This is a genomic window from Frankia umida, from assembly GCF_023242945.1.
GTDB lineage: Bacteria > Actinomycetota > Actinomycetes > Frankiales > Frankiaceae > Frankia > Frankia umida.
Genome location: NZ_JALKFT010000022.1, coordinates 57,103 through 75,205, shown reverse-complemented (window position 1 = coordinate 75,205; position 18,103 = coordinate 57,103). Strand labels below are relative to the sequence as shown.

At 70.3% G+C, this 18,103-nt stretch carries 13 protein-coding genes; 2 read left to right on the top strand and 11 right to left on the bottom strand.

Going from position 1 to position 18,103, the window contains the following annotated elements; all coding sequences use genetic code 11:
* Positions 1-350 precede the first annotated feature (350 nt).
* The 5 genes from MXD59_RS19120 to MXD59_RS19100 form a co-directional block, all read right to left on the bottom strand.
* Positions 351-2,027, bottom strand: a complete 1,677-nt coding sequence (locus tag MXD59_RS19120; protein ID WP_248826032.1) for a ParB/RepB/Spo0J family partition protein — start codon at positions 2,025-2,027, stop codon at positions 351-353.
* A 124-nt stretch (positions 2,028-2,151) separates the two neighbouring features.
* Positions 2,152-3,297, bottom strand: a complete 1,146-nt coding sequence (locus MXD59_RS19115) for a DUF932 domain-containing protein (RefSeq protein ID WP_248826031.1) — start codon at positions 3,295-3,297, stop codon at positions 2,152-2,154.
* Positions 3,298-3,407: 110 nt separating this feature from the next.
* The gene (locus MXD59_RS19110; protein WP_248826030.1) at positions 3,408-3,860 is read right to left on the bottom strand and encodes a hypothetical protein; all 453 of its coding nucleotides are present in this window, start codon (positions 3,858-3,860) and stop codon (positions 3,408-3,410) included.
* Between the two features lie 18 nt (positions 3,861-3,878).
* Positions 3,879-4,439, bottom strand: coding sequence for a hypothetical protein (locus MXD59_RS19105; protein WP_248826029.1), 561 nt, complete (start codon positions 4,437-4,439; stop codon positions 3,879-3,881).
* 84 nt (positions 4,440-4,523) lie between these two features.
* Positions 4,524-4,907, bottom strand: a complete 384-nt coding sequence (locus MXD59_RS19100) for a hypothetical protein (protein WP_248826028.1) — start codon at positions 4,905-4,907, stop codon at positions 4,524-4,526.
* A gap of 667 nt (positions 4,908-5,574) precedes the next feature.
* Between MXD59_RS19100 and MXD59_RS19095 the strand changes: the two genes are divergently transcribed.
* Entirely contained in the window at positions 5,575-9,933 is a 4,359-nt protein-coding gene (locus MXD59_RS19095) for a TIR domain-containing protein (RefSeq protein ID WP_248826027.1), read from the top strand.
* Positions 9,934-9,962: 29 nt separating this feature from the next.
* On the opposite strand, the gene hisG is transcribed toward MXD59_RS19095, so the two are convergent.
* Positions 9,963-10,811 carry an ATP phosphoribosyltransferase gene (hisG, locus tag MXD59_RS19090; protein WP_248826026.1) on the bottom strand — a complete coding sequence of 283 codons (849 nt, stop codon included), beginning with the start codon at positions 10,809-10,811 and terminating at the stop codon, positions 9,963-9,965.
* 287 nt (positions 10,812-11,098) lie between these two features.
* Positions 11,099-12,478, bottom strand: a complete 1,380-nt coding sequence (locus MXD59_RS19085; RefSeq protein ID WP_248826025.1) for a hypothetical protein — start codon at positions 12,476-12,478, stop codon at positions 11,099-11,101.
* 245 nt (positions 12,479-12,723) lie between these two features.
* Between MXD59_RS19085 and MXD59_RS19080 the strand changes: the two genes are divergently transcribed.
* Positions 12,724-13,479, top strand: a complete 756-nt coding sequence (locus MXD59_RS19080; protein WP_248826024.1) for a hypothetical protein — start codon at positions 12,724-12,726, stop codon at positions 13,477-13,479.
* Between the two features lie 75 nt (positions 13,480-13,554).
* Here MXD59_RS19080 and MXD59_RS19075 read toward each other — a convergent pair whose 3' ends face one another.
* From MXD59_RS19075 to MXD59_RS19060, 4 genes are read right to left on the bottom strand one after another with little or no spacing between them, the layout of a single operon-like run.
* A complete protein-coding gene (locus tag MXD59_RS19075; protein ID WP_248826023.1) occupies positions 13,555-13,902 on the bottom strand; it encodes a hypothetical protein in 348 nt (115 codons plus the stop codon).
* Entirely contained in the window at positions 13,899-14,897 is a 999-nt protein-coding gene (locus MXD59_RS19070; RefSeq protein WP_248826043.1) for a hypothetical protein, read from the bottom strand. The genes MXD59_RS19075 and MXD59_RS19070 overlap by 4 nt, the downstream gene beginning before the upstream one ends.
* A complete protein-coding gene (locus tag MXD59_RS19065; RefSeq protein WP_248826022.1) occupies positions 14,897-17,041 on the bottom strand; it encodes a type IV secretory system conjugative DNA transfer family protein in 2,145 nt (714 codons plus the stop codon). Before MXD59_RS19065 ends, MXD59_RS19070 begins: the two co-directional genes overlap by 1 nt.
* Complete coding sequence (locus tag MXD59_RS19060; protein ID WP_248826021.1) at positions 17,038-17,913, bottom strand: sigma-70 family RNA polymerase sigma factor; 876 nt, start codon at positions 17,911-17,913, stop codon at positions 17,038-17,040. The genes MXD59_RS19065 and MXD59_RS19060 overlap by 4 nt, the downstream gene beginning before the upstream one ends.
* Positions 17,914-18,103: the final 190 nt, after the last annotated feature.

The following is an 18,103-nucleotide window of genomic DNA, read 5'->3' as shown; positions in this document are numbered from 1 at the left end:
GTGATGGACCGGCTGGTCCATGGGGCGCTGTGTCCTCCCGATGGCACGCGGCAGGCGGCGGGCGGGGTGGAGCGTCCATCCGGCCGGCCGGCCGGCCAAGATGCTTCCCGGCGCGGCAGGGGTGGGCGGCGCCGGCGTAGCCGGCTCCGTTCACTCCGCGCCGGGAAGGATCTCTGGGTCCGGGCGGGTTTTGCCGGCTGGTTGACGCGGAGCACCGGCTGTCGCAGCGTCGTTGTGCCGGGAGGTCCGCGTGCCCGGTGCTGCCGCCCAGGCTCACTGCTCGGTCACGCGGTGGGCCCTGCTCGGACCGCGGTTCACGTGGTCGCCGCGGTCCGAGCGGGGCTGGACGGTCAGACCGCGGCGGTGGGCGGTGCGTCGCTGGTGGCGGTGGGAGTGGCGACGTCGTCGGAGTCCTGCGGTGTCCCGTGCTCTTCGGCGTCGTTGCCGTTGGTGGGGTTGTCGGCGGGCGGGTTCGGCTGGGCGGAAGCGGATGTCTGGGGCGGGGGTGTCGCGGTGATGATGCGGCGTTCGATGTCGGCGGGGTCGTAACCCCAGTTCTGGAGTGTGGAGAGGTAGCGGCGAGCCTGTGTGCTGGGGAAACGCCAGGTGTGCGTGGTGGCGTAGGTGTCCTCGTAGGCGGCGAGGACCAGGGCGAGGAGCACGACACGGACGCGTGGGGCGGGGGCGTCGTGCAGATGGGTGGCGAGCTGGACGGGGTCGAGGGGGTTGTCGTCGGTACCCAGGAGGCTGCCGGCGAGGGGATGGTGACGGTTCAGGGCGCGGGTGAGGTCGGAGTCGGCGGCGGCCAGGCGGGCGGCGACGAAGTGGTCGGTCCCGTCCGGTGGGGTGCGTCGGGTGAGGAACTCGCGTAGCCAGGTGCGGCGGACGGTGGTCGCGGCCCGCCACTGTCGGCTGGTGTCCGCGGCAATGGCCCGGCTGCTACGGCGGGGTGGGACGGTGGATGTCGGCCCGGCGCTGGAACTGCTGCGACTGTCCGCGGTGGGGAAGCGGTCGGTGTGGCCGTGGGCCGGCGGATCGGTGCAGACGAACACGTTCCGGTAACGCGTGTAAGCGTCCTCAGGGTTCGGTGGCGCGAAGGCGCGGACCAGGTAGACGGCGTGCCCGGGGCAGGTTCGGTGGTCGTCGGCGTTCAGGGGCCTGCCGTCCTGAGCGAGCATCGCGAGTGTGCGGGTGGAGCCGCCTGGCTCGGGTGGGTCGATGACGGTGATGCCGGACCGGCGAAGTTCTTCGGCGGCGTCGTCGTGGGCGATCTGGTCATCTCGCTCATCGCGGAGCAGCTGGGCGGTGTGCTCGAAGGTGCCCTCGTCGGCGGCGGAGACGAGTTGGCGCACGGCGTTGGGGTCGTCGTCGAATTCGGCGAGGGTCGCGGCCTGGGTGAGGTCGAGCTGATGCTGGTCGAGGCCGCCGCGGGCGGCAGCCGAGCGGGCGACGCGCAGGGCGGTGTCGACCTGGACGCGGGTGGTACGGGTGCGGCGGGCGATGGCGGCGGCGGTGAGGCCGAAGGCGGTGAGCTGCTCGACGGCGCCGATCTTGTCGGAGGGGGTGAGACCGGCGCGGTGCTCGTTCTCGGCCCACTGGGTGAGAATTCGGGTGATCTGCTCGGCGTCGGCGTCGCTGTCGGCTCCGATGACCACGACGGGAACCTGGCGCAGGCCGGCGGTGATGGCTGCCCGGGTGCGCCGGTGGCCGTGGCGGACGCGCAGCCCGTCCTCGGCCCGTACGGCGGTCAGAGGCACGAGCACGCCGTGCTGCTTGATCGAGGCGACCAGGTCGCGGTCGACGGCCTTGGTGCCGCGCAGGTTGCGGTCCAGCAGAAGCGTGCGCGGGTCGACCAGCTCAACCCTGGTCGGGTTCGCCGGTGTTTTCACGTTGGCCGTGTTTGGCTGGCCGGCCGGGCCATCCGGTTCCTCGAGGCTGGCCGAGGTTGCCTTGCCGTCCGGGCTTTTCTGGTTGTCCGGACGAACGGGGACGGTCGGATCGGCGTGGGGAGTGTCGGATGGGGCCATGGGCGATCGGCCTTTCTGGGAGGGGGCCGGTGCCGCTTGGTCGGTGTGGTCGCAGGTGTGTGGACGGCGGCACCGGCCGGGGGAAGGTTCCCGTCGGCGGCGGGTGCTGGGGGTGGGGCGGCGGTTAGGCGGTTGCGGCGAGCTGCATCGCGCGCAGGGCGTGGCTTTCGAGGCCGTGGGCGCGATCGGCGTCGGGCAGCGTCTGGGCTGCGCTGGTGACGGCGTGCAGGACACCGCCGCTGGAGAGATCGCCACCGCGGATGAAGTGCGCCAGGATGCGGGTCTGCTCGTCGGCGGTGAAGTGCAGCTGCGAGCAGACGTGGGTGATGGTGGCGGCCGGGTCGTCGATCGGGGTGCCGGCGGCCCGCTCGAGGGTGGCGAGGGTGCGGTGCAGGTAGGCGGGGTTGAGGAAGGTGGCGACGGCGTCGCGGGCCTTGGCGGTGACGAGTTCGGTGGCCTTGCGCTGGGTGTCGGAACTCCACTGGATGACGCCGTCGTCGAGGCGGCCGCCGAGGTGCACGGAGCGGACGGCGTCGCGGGTCATGGTCATGCCGTTGCGGCAGATCTCGACGACGAGCCGCGGGGTGATGGTGAACGCGCCGCAGCCGGTTTCGGAGTTGCTGACCGCGAACCCGGCCCAGACGATCGGGTTGTCCGCGCCGCGTGCTCCGGTGAACGGGGAGGTGTAGTCGCGCAGCAGAGCGGGGGCGGCCTGGGAGACGACGTCGCTACGAATCCGCAGGTACATGCGCCGGTCGGTGAGGTCGCAGCCGTCCACGGAGACCGGGCCGGCGGCCTGGTGGACGCCGTCGAGGGCGGCGAGCAGGACGTCGAGGTTGTCGACGGGACGGTAGCGATCACTGAGTATGGCCCGTGCGATACCCGGCCCGCCGGTCTGCGAGCGTAGGGCACGTACGAGTAGGGGGCGGTCCTGCTGGGACGGGTGGTGCAGCCAGCCGTTGACGTTCGCGTCGTAGAGCGCGAGGTTTTCCTGGCGCAGCCGACGCAGGTAGGGCAGGGGGATCTGCAGTTTGTCGGCGAGCCCTTCGTCGGCGACGGCCGTGGGAACGTAGGTGCCGGCGGTGAGCTCAACGCCATCGGGGCGCAGAACCGGTTCGGTGCCGGCTACGAGGAGGTCCCCGCCATGGGCGGTGATAGCGCTGGCGGGCGCCACGACGTCGAGCTGGCGAGGCCTCTCGGCCTGCAGCAGGGCGACGAGGTTCTCGAGGGTGGCGTTGCGGCCCACCCCGGCATACTGCCGATCGTCCATGAATGGCTCCCTGGTCGTGAAACGGGGTGATCTAGCTGCCGGCCCTTTGCCGGGCTCCGGGATGTGAACCCGGGGCCCGCGGTGGGACGGACGCTGGCTGGTCGAGGGGGCTACCAGGCGACGTCGAAATGAACGTCGGCGGGAAGGGTGTAGCCGCGGGCGCAGAAACGGCAGTAGAAACGTGCCGCGGTCGCACCCGCGAGATCGAAAGCGCTGTCCTGGTCGTCATGGCCGGCGATGGTGATGAACCACAGCGCCCTGTCACTGTCGGGGTCGTGTACCCGGTGCAGCTGGCTGCCGAGAACAGGCCGGGAGGAGTACAGCCATTCCTGATGGGTCAGCCCCGCACCAGACGTGCAGCGCGGGCACTGAAGGTGCCGTTCGTCGTTGGACGCGGTCGTGACGACCAGTTCGCCGTGTGGCGGTTCGGCGCGGATGCGGTTCTCCAGGCCGGCGATCTGAATCAGGAACTCTCCGTGGGGTGCCGCCGTGATACTGAGAACCGGCGGGCTGACGTCGTTGTGCCATTCGATCTGCGGGAGAGAGGTGTCGGGAGTGTTCATCGAAACGGATACCTCCCGTCAGGACGGAGAGTTCGTGAAGCGGCAGGAAACCCGCTGGCCGTGATGTTTCCCGGTGCACTCGAAGGATCCGATGCGCCGGCCGGCGACGCTGAGCCTGGCGCGGGCGAGATTCTCGAAGTCGTCGATCCTGCTGCCGTCGAGCGCCTCGTGGTGCATTCGGCGATCCTCGGCGATGGGTCGGCCGGGGAATGCGATCGCCCACATGCGGAAGTACAGGCCGGCCGCCGGCGATGTCAGCGGAACGGTCCGGCTGATGTCGGCACACAGGCAGCAGACCTCGGCCGCGGTCCCGCGCCCGGTGTCCTCACCCCGGACGACACGCTCGAGGATCTCCCGGCAGTGGGACCGGTAGACGAACTCGGTGGCCATCCGCGTGAGCGTAGGCACCAGCAGGGTGAAACTGTGAAAGAGAAGATCCTGCTGGCCGGGGTGACGCTTCCCGGCCGCCTCGATCTCCTCCTCCGCCCACTGGGCCTGCACAAGCGCATCGGCGACCCCACCCCGGGGAATCAGCTGGGCGAGCTCGGGCGGAATGTCGGTATCAGCGAAACTTTCCATGAACGTTCTCCTAAGGTTTCCTGGATGGGGATGGGCCTGCCGGATGCGGCCGGTGGTGGCGGTGGCGGTATGGAATGTGAGTTCCTAATCGCCGGCCCCGGGATCGGGTGGCTCGGTGTTTTCCGGCAGCGGGGTCGGTGGTCCGACCGCCCGCGTCCGCAGGTCGACCTGGAGACGTCGAAGAAAGTCCTCCTCGCCCGCGGTGAGCCTGAGCCCGCTGGCTCGTAGGCGGCCGATGACGTGACTCAGCAGGCCGTCCCAGTCGTTGGCAGTGATGAGGGCCGTGCAGGCGGCGCACAGCGCCCACGGGTCGGCGGTGCTGATCTGCGCGGAGAGCGGGAAGACTCCGGTGACCTGCAGTACGGCCGTCACCGGTTCGTCGTTGCAGATATCGCAGCGATAGTCCGGATGGGACAGGACGGGAACCGGATCGTGGTCGCCGTCCTCGGGCTGGCCCGGCGCATGCATCCAGAAACTGCCACCGCCCGGCGGCTCGAAAGTCACGAGCGCCCGACGGCATGTCGCACACATGATCTGCACAGCGTTCCTCCCATCGGAAAGAGGTGAGTGAAACCTTCACGGTGAATGGAAAAAACTCTGGCCGGTGAGCCGGACCGACGTGCTGAGTTATGGAATCCAGTCCATGCTCACGGGAAGACCCGGAGTGAAATGGTGCCGGTGCTGGAACGTGATCTGGTGCTGCTTTTGGAATGTGATGTCGTGCGGCGCCGCACGGCCGCACGACATCCGGGTGGCCGCGTGGCCGGGCGGGCTGTCATCCTGTCTGCTGCGGGTTCTCATCGGGCCGTCAAGCCCTTGCCCCGAAGGGGGCGGCCTCTGGCCGCGGCTTGCGGTCCGTGAGGTTCCGCGGCACGCTCCCCACAGCCCGCCCACCCCGCGGTCAGGATGGCCGGGTGGCCTCAGGTCGGCGCCGCGGTGCGCTCTGATGCGGCGCACTCCGAGTAGCGCTGACCTCCACCGCAACCCGCGGCCTTCCGGGTGTCGAGCGGCTGGACAGTCAGGGACCTCTGGTTACGTGCCACGCGATACCGCGTCCTCGTGGAGGCGATTTGGCGAGATCGAAAGCGTGCGGGTGCGGTATGACCCTGGAAAACGACTATGGGATGCTCGCGAGGTGAGCGGGGGTGTGGCGGGCGACCCGTGGGACTTCTTCGTCTCGTACACCCGGTCTGATGGTGGATGGGCGGAGTGGATCGCCTGGGTGCTGGAAGAAGCCGGTTTTCGGGTCCTGGTGCAGAAGTGGGACTTCACCCCGGGCTCGAACTGGGTGAGCCAGGTGAACGACGGGGTGTCACGGTCCCGGCGGACGGTCGCGGTCCTGTCCGGCGCGTACCAGGAATCGGCCTACTGCCAGGCCGAATGGCAGGCTGCGTGGCAGCGCGATCCGGGTGGTGCAGATCGTAAGCTGCTGGTCTTCCGGGTCGAGGACTGTCCGCTTCCGGGTCTGCTGGAACAGATCGTCTCGGCTGATCTGTTCGGGCTCGTGGAAGGCGACGCCGAACAGACCGTTGTGCGCGCGGCCCGTTCGGCTGCCGGTGTGGATGGTCGGGGCAAGCCCGCGCAGCGGCCGTCGTTTCCGCTGGGCAGACGCTGGGAGCCGGGCCGGGCGGCGTTTCCCGGGATGGGCGGTGCCCATCCGGCCCGGACCCAGCCCGCATCGGCGGTGCTACCGGGACTACCGGGGCGGTTCGTGGCCCGCGACGCGGATGTCGCCGCGGTGCGCGGACTGCTGGTGGATGCGAATGCGGGGCCGGTGGTCGGGATGGTCGCGATGGGCGGCGCGGGCAAGTCGACGCTGGCCCGGGCTCTGGTGCACGACGAGCAGGTGCGCGCGGCGTTCCCCGACGGAATCGTGTGGGTGGAGGTCAATCCCCATCCGGACCTGGCGGCGCTGCAGACGCAGATCCTGGCCGCGTTCGGCTTCGTCGAGCCGGTCGTCGACGTGCAGGCCGGGTCGGCGCGGCTACGCGAACTGCTGGCGGGAGCGGTCTGCCTGATCGTGGCGGACAACGTCTGGGAACCCGAGGTGTTGGCCGCGCTGTCGGTGCCGACGGGAAGCCGGCTGCTGGTGACGACCCGAGACCGGGACGTCCTGTTCACCGACAGCGAGGTGTACCGGCTGGGGCGGGTCGGGGATGCGACGGCGCGTCGGTTGCTGGCCCGGTATGCCGGCTGCGAGACAGGCGAGCTCCCGGCTGAGGCCGCGGAGATCATCCGGCGATGCGACGGTCTGGTGCTGGCGATCGTGATCGTGGGCGGCATGGTGGGTGAGGGTCGGGGGTGGGCCACGGTCGTGGACCGACTTCGCCGCGCGGATCTCGACGGGTTGCGGGCCCGGTTCGCTGACTATCCGCATGGTCTGCTCGCCGCGTTGGCGTCCTCGGTGGAAGCGCTCGGGGAGAAGGAAGCGGACCGGTTCGCTGAACTGGTCGTGTTCGAGGGCCGCGGTCCGGTTCCGGTGGCGGCGGCGGTGCTGCTGTGGCAGGCCACCGGTGGTGTTGGCGCGCAGGATGCCGAGGAGCTGGTGAGCCGGCTTGGCCGGCGCAGCCTCGTCCAGTTCGATCCGGTCAGCACCACCTTCACGCTGCACGACCTGCTGTTCGACTATGTCCGTGGCGTTCTGGGGCCCGGGCGGTGCGTGCAGGTGCACGGCGTGCTCGCGCGCTGCCTGCTGTCCTGGTGGGATGGCCCGCAGGGGCTGGGGTCCGCGCTGGCGGTGCCGGCGGAGTTCGGCGCTGTCGATCGCTACGGCCTGTCCTCGCTGGTCACCCATCTGCTCGCCGCCGGCGAGCCGGAGATGGCCGATGCGGTCCTGGCCGCGGAACGTCCCAGCCAGGACGGGCGGGTGGAAAGCGTCTGGTACGGCGCCCATGAGGCACGGGGCACCACGGGCGTCTATCTGGCTGATGTGCGCGCGGCGCGGCAGGACGCCGCTACCCGTTTCCTCGTCGGCGATCCGCAGGGCCTTGCCCGCCACGTCTGGTACTGCCTGATCCTTGGGTCGATCGCCAGCCTCGCCGCGAACATCCCGCCGGCCCTGCTCGCCCGCCTGGTCGAAACCGGGCGGTGGCCGCTGGCGCGCGCCGTCACCTATGCCCAGAGCGCACCGACCCCGGGTGATCGGGTGCGGGCTCTGGCCGCGTTGAGTCCGTACCTGCCCGCCGACCGGCTCGCTCGGGTGCTGGCCGACGCCAGCGCTGTCGAGCAGCCATTCGTCCGGGCACAGGCGTTGAGCCTGCTCGCCCCGTGGCTGCCTGCCCCGCAACGTGAAGCGGTCCTCACCCAGGCGCTGGCGGACGCCAGCACCGCCAACCGCCCGGAGCATCGGGCGCGGATACTGTCCGCGTTGGCGCCGCAGTTGCCCGCCGGCCCACGCCGAGTGGCTCTCGCCCAGGCGTTGACCGACGTCGCCGCAATCGGCGATCCGGGTGATCGGGGTGGTTGGGGTGATCGGGCGCTGGCGTCGTCCGCGCTGGTGTCGCAGGTGTCCGCCGGGCAACGCCGCCAGGTGTTCGCCCAGGCGCTCAGTGACGCCCTGGCCTGGCGTCGCTGGCGGTGCCTGTGGGTGTCGCGCCTGCCTGCCGCCGCACGCCGACGTGCCCTCACCCGAGCACTCACCCTTCTCATTGCCAGGCCGATGTTCGGTCGGGAGGGGACGGTGGCCGGGCTGGTGCCGTACCTGAGCGCCGATCAGCTCCCTCGGGTGGTGGTCGCTGCCACCGCCCTCGACTCGCCGTACTACCGGGGCCGGACACTGGCCGTCCTGGCCCCGTACCTGACCGCCGATCAGCGTGCGTCGGTTCTCGACCGCGCGTTGGCTGCCGTGACCGGTATCGACCGGGCGGACAACCGGGCGCTGACACTGGCGGAACTGGCGCCGTACCTGTCGGTCGACCAGCTTGACCGGGCGCTGAGCGCCGCCACCGCCATCGACCAGCCGGACGTCCGGGCCGGGGCGTTGTCCGCGTTGGCACCACACCTGTGCGCCGAGCAGCGCCGGCCGATCGTCGACCAGGCCCTGACCGCCGCCGACGCGATCGACAAGCCGATCGACCGAGCGCAGGCCCTGACCTCCCTGGTGCGCGACCTGGTCGTCGACCAACACGGTCCGATCGTGGCCCAGGCGCTGGCCGCCATCGGTGCCATCAAGTCTGACCAACCTCGGGCGGGAGCGTTGGCCGCCCTGGTGTGGGCGTTGGCCGCCCTGGTTCCCCGGCTACCCGCCGACCAGCGTGAACCGGCTATCGACCAGGCACTGACCATGGCGATCGGCATCAGCGATCAGCTCTACCGGGCGCTGGCGGTCAAGGAGTTGGCGCCCCTGTTGCCCGTCGACCAGCTCGGCCGGGCCCTGACGGCCATGACGGCCATCTTCACGAGCTGGCCGGAGGGCGGGATACGGGCAGCGGTGGCGCTGGCGCCACACCTGAGTGCCGAGCAGCTTGGCGAGGTGGTGACCGCCGTTGACACCATCTATCTACCAGTCTTCCGCCGGCAGGCACTGGCCGAACTGGCCCCGTATCTGCCCGTCGACCAGCTCGCCCGAGCACTGGTCATCGCCGATGCCATCGACGCCCCGTACGAGCGGTCGCGGGCGTTGACGGCGCTGGCCCCGTATCTGCCCGCCGAGCAGCGTGGACCGGTCCTTGCGCGGGCGCTGGCCGCGGCCACTGCCACCGTCTGGGCATATGAACGGGTGCGGGCGCTGGCGGTACTGCTGCCGCAGCTACCCGCCGATCAGTGTGAGGCCGCCGCCGTGCAGGCGTTGATCGCTGCCAGCACGATCGACCGCCCGTACTACCAGGCACAGGCGTGGGCTGCGCTGGCACCACACCTGCCCGCCGAACAGGGACGGCTGCTCCTCGCGCGGGCGTTGACCGCCGCCGCCATCGTCTACGACCCGCAGGATCGGGCGGAGGTGTTGACCGCCTGGGCACAGCCGTTGCTGGCGTTGGTGCCGCGCCTGCCCGCTGATCAGCGAGGACCTGTCCTGGTGCGGGTCCTGACCGTCGCCGCCGACATCGACGAGAGCGACGCGCGGGGGCGGGCGTTGACCGTGCTGGAGCAGGTGGTGGCCACGCTGGTGCCGCAGCTGCCCCCGGACGAGCGCGGCCCGGTTCTCGCCCAGGCGCTGACGGCTGCCAGCACCGTCTCCATGCCACAGGCCCGGGCCAAGATCCTGACAGCGCTGGTGCCGCGTCTACCCGCCGAGCAGCGTGCATCGGCCCTGGCGCAGGCACCGGTCGCCGCGACCGACATCTTCCACGCGGACGCGCGGGCGCGGGCGGTGGCCGCGCTGGCACCACACCTGCCCGCTGATCAGCTCGTCCAGGCCCTGACCGCGGCATCATCGGCAGGACGGCAGGCTGTGATCGATGTTCTTCCCCTCGCGCTTGCGCACGGGGACGAGCGTGGTTCGATCGATGCCGCCGTCGTTGCGGCGCTACTGCGTGCTCAACGCTGGTGGCCGTGAAAGCGTGTATAACGCGGCGACGCAGGCGGTCAGAGCCGGCAGGCGTGGATCTGTGCGGCGAGGATGGCGGTCGCTCCGAGTGCTTCGAGGTCGTCCATGACGGCCTGTACGGTCGAGGCCGGCACCACGGCACGGACGGCGGCCTGCCCGGGGCGGTGCAGGCGACTGATGGTGGGTGATTCGAGGCCGGGCGTGATGGTGACCGCCCGGTCAAGGAGGTCGTCGGCGACGATGTAGTCGACGATGCGGTAGTCGCGGGCAACCCCGACGCCGTGTAGCCGGCGCAGCAGGCGCTGTACCGCGGGATTCGTGTCCGCGTTGGCGGGGCGGATCACGATCGCTTCGGAGACCATGATCGGATCACCGAAGGTGACGAGGTTGAGCTGCGCGAGGGTGCGTCCGGTTTCGACGACGTCAGCGATGGCGTCCGCGACACCGAGGCGCAGGCTGGTCTCGACCGCGCCATCGAGCCGGACGAGCCCCGCGGGGTGCACGCCGTGGTCGGCGAGGTGCTTGGCGACGAGTCCCGGATAGGACGTGGCGATCGTCTGGCCGTCGAGATCGTCCACCCGGTGGTGTGTGCCCGGGGCGGCGGCGAAGTAGAAGGTGGAGCGGGCGAAGCCGAGAGCGAGGGCTTCCTCGGCGGCGGCGCCGGAGTCGATGAGCAGATCGCGGCCGGTGATGCCCAGGTCGAGGCGGCCTGAGCCGACGTAGACGGCGATGTCTCTCGGGCGCAGGTAGAAGAACTCGACGTCGTTCTCCTCATCGATGATCACGAGCCCGCCGGTTTTGCCGCGTTGGGTGTAGCCGGCTTCATGGAGCATCGCCGTCGCCGGACCGGAAAGCGAACCTTTGTTCGGTACGGCGACGCGCAGCATGGGGCTCCTCGCGGGATCACCGGGCGACGTTGCCCGGAGTGTGATCGGCGTTACTCAGTTTGCCACGGCTGCCGGACACCCTGATGAGCGGGCATGCCGCTCGTGACACCATCATCTGATGGCGGTGGCCGCGGTGTTCCGGCGGAAGCGGTGGGCGGGAACCGGCTGGTGAGGGGCGGTGTGTATCCCTTCCCGGTGGTCTCAAAGTTTTTGCCAGCCGGGTCGCAACTCCGCGGTGAGAATGTCCGGGCGCTGATGGCAGGCCCAGCGGCATAGGAGAGCGCCGATCAAGGCCCGGAAAGGGACAGGTCCGGAGGGGGCGGCGCCGGGTCCAGGTCGGGGGTTGGGAGTGAGGCGGAGAGTAGGTCCGGGTCGAGGGCGGGGTCGCCGGTGAAGATTGGGGTGATCCGGCCGAGGGTGGGGCCGGTGGGGCTGCGGACGACGGGTGCTGCTTCGCGCAGGGTGAGCAGGTGTTCGCCTGCGACGAGGCCGACGTGGTTGGCCAGGCGTGCCTCGAGCAGGGTGCGGAGGTCGGGCCAGGCTGTTCCGGCGACGGGTACGACGTCGGTGGCGCTGATCTCGCGTGGGCCTTGGTCCGGTTCGACGGGCTGGAACTCGTAGGTGATCTTTCTTGCGTCGTTGAGGGCGCGCAGGACGGTGCCTCCCCGGCTGGCGGGATCGTCGATCGTGCTGATCAGAGCGCCGTAGACGAGATGCGATGGCGCGTAGGAGCCGCCGACGACGGTGTCCTTGGCCGTCAGCGTGGAGAAGACGCGTTCGGCCGGCGTTGACATCACCCGGTTGGGCAGGGCGTTCCAGGGATGGCCGGGTAGGTCGGCGACGTCGGGACGCCACAGGACGTGTTCGCCGCTGGGGCGGACGTCGATTCTGCGGACGGTTCCGGTGCTGTGGGGAAAGCCGACCGGGCCCTCGATGGACACGCGGCTTCCCTCGTGGACCTCGAAGTCGGTGATCAGCCGGCGTAGGTCCCTGCTGGCGTCGAGGGCGCGGCTCTGGCGTGGGGTGAGTGGTTGTGAACGTGGGGTGGTGAGGTCGTCCAGGACTGCGCGTAGCGCGATGTCGGAGGTGGGGTCGATGCGGGCCGGTATACGTGCTGATCGACCGGAGATGGCCACGAGTCCCTCGTGGCGGACGCGGTAGGGCAGGTCGAGGGCGAGCCGGTCCTGCGGGCCGGCGGGGGTGGTCGTGGCGGCGGCGGCCAGGATCTCGATCTGGAGGTCGCCTCCGGGGTCCAGCCAGCTGCGTAGCGGTGGGTCCGCGTGGTGGAGACGGCCGTAGGTGGTGGAGGGGGCGCGGGCGAGGTCGACGCGGCTGGCTCGCCAGGGTCGAAGCGCTGGGTTTCGGTCGAGCTGGCCCATTGTCACCGTCGGATAGGGGGCGACGAAGGGCAGTGCTGGTTCCGCGGTGCGTAGCCGTTCGCGCATCTGGGCGGTCAGCGGGAAACCGAGATGGCCGTCGATCTCGTGCAGGTCGGCTTCGACCTGCAGCGCCGGTGCGCGCAGCGTGGTGAACAGCTCGGCGCTGATCTGCTGGCGGCCCGGCTGTGTCAGGATGGGGCGCAGACGCCACCAGCCTGCGGGAACGGTCAGTTTCACCGGTGCGGGATCCTGGAGATAGCCCGGTGGCACCGCGTCCCGTGGCGTCATGATGCGATGCTTTCCGCGCTGACTGCCGGCTCCGGAAAGAGCCGCGGGATATGGCGCAGGGTCAGGACGGGGTCGGACGTCATCGAGAAAAAGCCCTTCGACGCGCGATACTGTGTCGCCGATGAAGTGTCGGAGCGCCAGGCGGCGGAACGCGCGCTCGCCCATCGGCCTGACGGAAATCGCTGGTGGTCAACCGTTGATGAAGGGCGGATGTTCTGGTGGGTTGGGAGATAGCGGCATCCAGATTGCGCCTGCTGCACCAGACACCGATCGGCGCCTATCCTGAGCTGGAGGCGGGAGGTTCAGCGCTCGAGGCGCTGGCGACGGTGGTACCTCGGTTCCTCGCTCCGAAGAGGCGTTCCTCGTACGTGTTCGCGCGGGGCGGTGCGGATGTAACTGGCGTCGATGTGCTGTTGTTCGGCCTGCCCGAAGCAGGTGAGGTTCACGTCGTCGGCCGAAGCTGGCTGGCGCAGCAGATGCGTGACCTGCTCCAGGCAGACAGGGCGCCGGGGTGGCACCTGCACGAGCTGCCGGAATCCACCACATCGATGTACGCCTTGTTCCCGCATCTGCCGGCGGTGGCGATCAATGTCTTGGAGAAGTACCCGTTCACCACGGTGGAGGAGCTGATAGCGGCTCCTGACCGGGGGCTGATGGACCTGCGTCGGTTGGGGACGAAAAGCGTCGCCGCGATCAGGGCGGCCTGCCAACTCCCGGCGGTGAAGGAGTTCCGTAGCGATCCGCGGCGTTCCGCTGGTTCGACGATCGGGCCGTACGCTGATCGTGTTGGTCTGGCGCATCGCATCCGGTACCGGCCGTTCCTGGAACGGCTTGCTCAGATCCCGATGCCCGCTGCCGCGATCGATCAGATCCTTGAGTCGATCAACGCCGAGTTGTTGCCCCCTGCTGATCCACGGGTGATCTCCCTCCTCGAGGCCGCTGGGGCCGATGACCTTGGGGTGTACTACCGCAGGACACACCAGCTGACCTTGCCGGGATGATGCCGTCCTGCTGTAGGGGCGATCGTGCTTCTGGCTCCTCATGGACGGCGCCAGGCACGGGCCCGCAGAGGCCGGTTACATGGGGGAGTCGGGTGAGCGGGCGCGATGGCGGGCGAGGCGGACGGCGCGGAGTCGCGCCGCCGCGGCCAGGATGGTGAGGTCCGGTGTGCCGACGGCCTTGACGAGGGTCCAGCCATCTACCAGTTCGCGGACTTCAACGAGTCCGTGGTGGGTACGGATCGCGACGACACCCTGGTGCGCGAGAGCGGCGATGAGGGTGTCGGCGGGTATTCCGGCGCTGTGGCGTGCGAGCGCGCGGCGAGCGAGATCACCGAGGTCGGCGGGCACTGCTGGACCTGACAGATCGACGAGGGTGGGCCGCCTGGCGTGATCCGGGGTGCCGTGGCGGTCGGGGGTGCTCATGGCGGCTCGAATCCTGGGATGGCGTCGGCGGGCGAGGTGTCCGGCAGATCCGCGGCGGTAGACGCCGAGGGTGAAGCGCCTGGGCCGGGTGCCTCCGGCGTTCCGTGTGTGTCGGGCCCGCTGGATGGGACAGCCGTGGTGTGCGAAGAGGCGGCGTTGGTGGTGCTTGGCTCGTCAGCGGCGTTGGGCGAGTCGGGCTCAGGGTCAGGTTCGGGTGCGGCGGGAGGCGGTGAGGAAACGTCAGGACCAGGGGGCGCCGGTAGTGGCGTGGGGGGAACGAACAAGGGTTCGTGAAGCTGGTCAGCGAGGTGACGGGCGGCGAGAGCGGCGAGGGTGATTGGAGGTTCATGGCCGGTCAGCAGGTACGGAGCCCGCGTGGCGAGGCGGTGGCGGAGCTGGTCGACGGGTTGCATGAGGGCGTGGGTGAGCAGGCGGGCAGGCACGCGAATCCATCCGTGGTGGATGTCGCCGACGGTGCTGTGTTCGGCGGTGTGGGTGATGCTGGTGGTCAGGGGTGGGGAGGCGGGCAGGACGGGTTCGCGTCCGGTGTTCTGCTGGTCGAGGGTGGCGATCAGGGCTCGCTGAGCGGCGGTGTAGGCGGCGAGGGGCTGGGGGTAGGGGCCACGCAGGAGGAGGTGGAGGTCGCTGATTTCGTGCAGGTAGCCGTACCAGGTCAGGTGGCGGGTGAGAGCCGGTTGGTCCTGGAAGGAGGTGGGGATGGCAGTAGGTAGTGCTCGGGCGGGTGGCCGGGATTCGGCGATGAAGCCGACGACGTCGCCGAGTTCGACCGGGCCGGGGCGGAATCCGCGGCCGTAGCCGGCGGGTTCCCAGGGGGCGTGCGCCCAGCCGCGCGGGTCGCCGGCATTGGGCCAGAGGGTGGCGACGCGGACGGTGCTGACGGCGTGGGGTTGGAAGGGCAGATCGATGAGGATCTGGCCACGGAGCAGGCGAAACGCGTGCAGCGGGGGATTGTCCGGCGGGGGTGGCCCGCTCATCACGGGGTTTGCGGGGGCGGCTGGTCATCGAGGTCCTCCTCGACGGACGGGTCGGGGGAGAACGGCAGGGAAACCGCACGGTCGGGTGTCGCTCGTTGTGTCAGGAGTTGGCGGATCAGCTCGTCCTTGACGGATTCCGAGCCGTCCGAGGCGGCGGTGCCCGTGGAGAGCGTGGAGATGGGCTCGGTGGCCAGCGAGGTGTCAGACGACGACACGGCGGCGGTCATTGTGGGGGTGGTGGCGGTGATGCGGCGTTGGGCGGCTTGGCGAGTGAGAGCTCGGCGTGACAGGCGGCGGCCGGTGGCGAGGGCGTGCAGGTCGGGGTCGAGGTACCAGTAGCGGCCGAACAGGTGGGCCGGCGGCAGGGTGTTGTGGATGAGCAGAGCCTGTCCGGGTGCGACCTGACGCAGCAGCGCGGCGGGCAAAAGCTCGAGGCGAGTCGGGGCCTGGGAGATGCTGCGCCGGCCGGCGGATCCGAGGGCGGCAAGGCCCGGGCTGTCAGTGGAGGTGCTGGTCTGCACGATGTGTTCCTGGCCGAGCAGGCCGCTGGCGTAGTCGAGGGTGGAGCGGTCGGACTGGCCGGCGAAGAACACCTTCGTGATCGCGTTGGAGATGACGACGTCGGCCTTCGTCCCGTAGGCGGCGTCGATCTGGGCTTTGCTCTGGTAGACGAGCAGCAGCTGGATGCCGATGCCGGCGCAGGTCGAGATGCGTCCGGGAAGGTTCTGCATCGGCCAGTTACCGGCCTCGTCGAGCACGACGAGCAGCGGCGGGTCCAGCGGGATGCCGGTGCGTCCGACCTGGGCGTAGGCCTGGCGCAGCAGGTCGTCGACGAGGCCGCCGAGGACGGGGGCGAGTCGTTCGGCGTCGTCGAGATCGGCGGACAGGTACAGGGTGTTGGTCTGCCTGCCGTCGTCGCCGGTGTCCAGGAGCCAGGCGAGGGAGAGGTGGGAGGCGGTGGCGGAGGCGGCGACGTCGGGTTCTTGCCAGGGCTGGATCATCTGGCGGGCGACCAGGTAGGTGGAGGAGACCTGTTTGCGGTCGGAGGCCCACAGACCGGTGAACGCGGCGAGGACCTGGGCGCCGTCCGCGGCGATGGTCGGGTCGAGATGGCTGGCCAGCGGGGTGAGGATCGCGCGGACCGGGTCGCGTTCCATCCCGACGACCCAGCGCACGACGGTGTCCATGCCCAGGCCCACGGTGGCCGCGCCCCAGAACAGGCCGGCGAGCAGGTCCTCGGCGGCCGAGGTCCAGAAGCTCATATCGCCGGAGCTGCCTGACGTCCACGAGGTGGCGTTGACGATGGAGCGGGCGGCGCGTCGGGCGCCGGCGAGGCTGCGTGCGCTGTCGAGTGGGGACCAGGCGGTGGTGGGCTGGCCGGTGGCCCGGGTCGGGTCGAAGACTGCGACCTCGCCGACGCGGCGGCGGCGTTCGATGGTAGCGCCGAGCAGGTCGGTCTTGACGCTCAGGGCGATGAGCGGGCCGTCCCATTCGAGGATCGCGGGAATCGCCAGCGCCGCGGTCTTCCCGCACTGGGACGGGCCGATGACGATCGTCGTGCCGCGTTGTCCGCGGCGCCGGGCGGCGCGTCGGGCCTGCCAGCGGTGGACGGTACGGTCGAGGGGACGGGTGGAGTCCTCGGTGGCGACGAGCCGGTCGCGCCGGTGTGGGCCGAGGCGGCCGAGGACCATACGTCCGCGGGTGGGGCCGGACACCCACAGTGGGAGCAGGTCGAGGGGACGGGCGAACCGGGCTTCGGGATCGATGCCGAGACGGCGCCTGCGGGCGACGCCGACGCCGGTGACCAGCAGGGTTGCCGCCAGCCCGCACAGCAGGGTCAGAACCGCGAGCGGCAGTGCGGTGCACGCCCAGTAGCCGACCGGGCCGGGTAGTTGATCGGCGACCCGGTCTGGCCAGGCGGCGGCTGGACGGCCCGGATGGGCAGCGAGCTGCGGGAGCGCGGCCAGGGTTTCGTCGCTGGTGAGGTGCAGGGGACGGTGGCCGCCGACGGCGAGGGCGGCAAGCTGGGCGCCGGCCCAGACCCCACCGGTCAGCGTGACGAGGAAAACGGCCGTGGCGGCCAGGGCGATCTCCCCGTCGAGGCCAAGCCCGGCAGCAGCGGGACCGCCTTGGCGCCCGCTCACACCGCGCCCGCCAGAATCCGATCGCCGCGAGCTGCCGGCGTTGCGGCCTGCCGCGGTGTCGTGATTGTTGTCCTGGTCGTGCGGTGCGGTGAGGGGAGGTCGAGCAGGGTGACGAGCTCGACGATGGCCCGCTGACGACGCATCCGGACCGCCCGGTCGGTGACCCGGTCCCGAACAGCGATCTCCTGAGGGCTCAGCCCGTGGACTCCCAGGTCAACGAGCAGCTGCAGGTTGCCCGGCGTCAGCCCCGCCCGCCGGGCCGCCACCAACAGATCGAGCAGCTCGACGAGGGGATCGCGGCCGATGAAGATCAGGGGGTCGGTCTGATCGGCCAAGAGCGTGAACGGCATGGGGACGGTTCGGCGGTGGGCGAGCCGGGGGCGGCCGAAAACCGCCTGTTCGGCGTCCAGCAGAACATTGATCCAGACTTTCGCGGGACGCCGCTCGACGGGATAGGTGGTCACGACGATCCACGCCGCCGCGATGAGCTCGGTGAACGCGGTGTCGAAATCCATCCGACCCGCACGGGAATGGGCCGCCGCCTTCGACACCAACGCCGGCATCATCCGCGCCATGACCACCCGCGCCGCATCCACATCCCCGTCGACGGCCGCTGTCACGAGAAAGAGCAGGCGCCGGTCCGCCAGCCCGGCCTCGACCTGGCTGCCGGTACCGCAGCCGGCCAGGATCTGCTCGAGATCTGCGAGCGGCGCGATCAAAGATGACGCGGCACGCCAGCGATCGACCGCACGGTCAGCGGGGTTGGACTGCGACCAGTCCGACCAGTCCTGCATCCAGCTGTGGAGAGCTGGCGACGTCCGACGCGGCGCGGGCGATGCGGGCTTCGAGCCCGCGAAGGTCCTGTTGTCCATGCCCGGAGGCTTCGCCGCGAGTTCCCCGCCCAGTTCCCGCGAAAGTTCCCCACAACCTTCCCGAGCAGCCATATCCGGAGGGAAGCAACATCAAGTCCTGGGTTGAGTGGGTTGAGCGACCGTGTCGCTCCCTCGGACAGAAGGTCGGCGGCATGGTTCGCGCCGATGAGGCGGGTGGGCTACTCGGGCC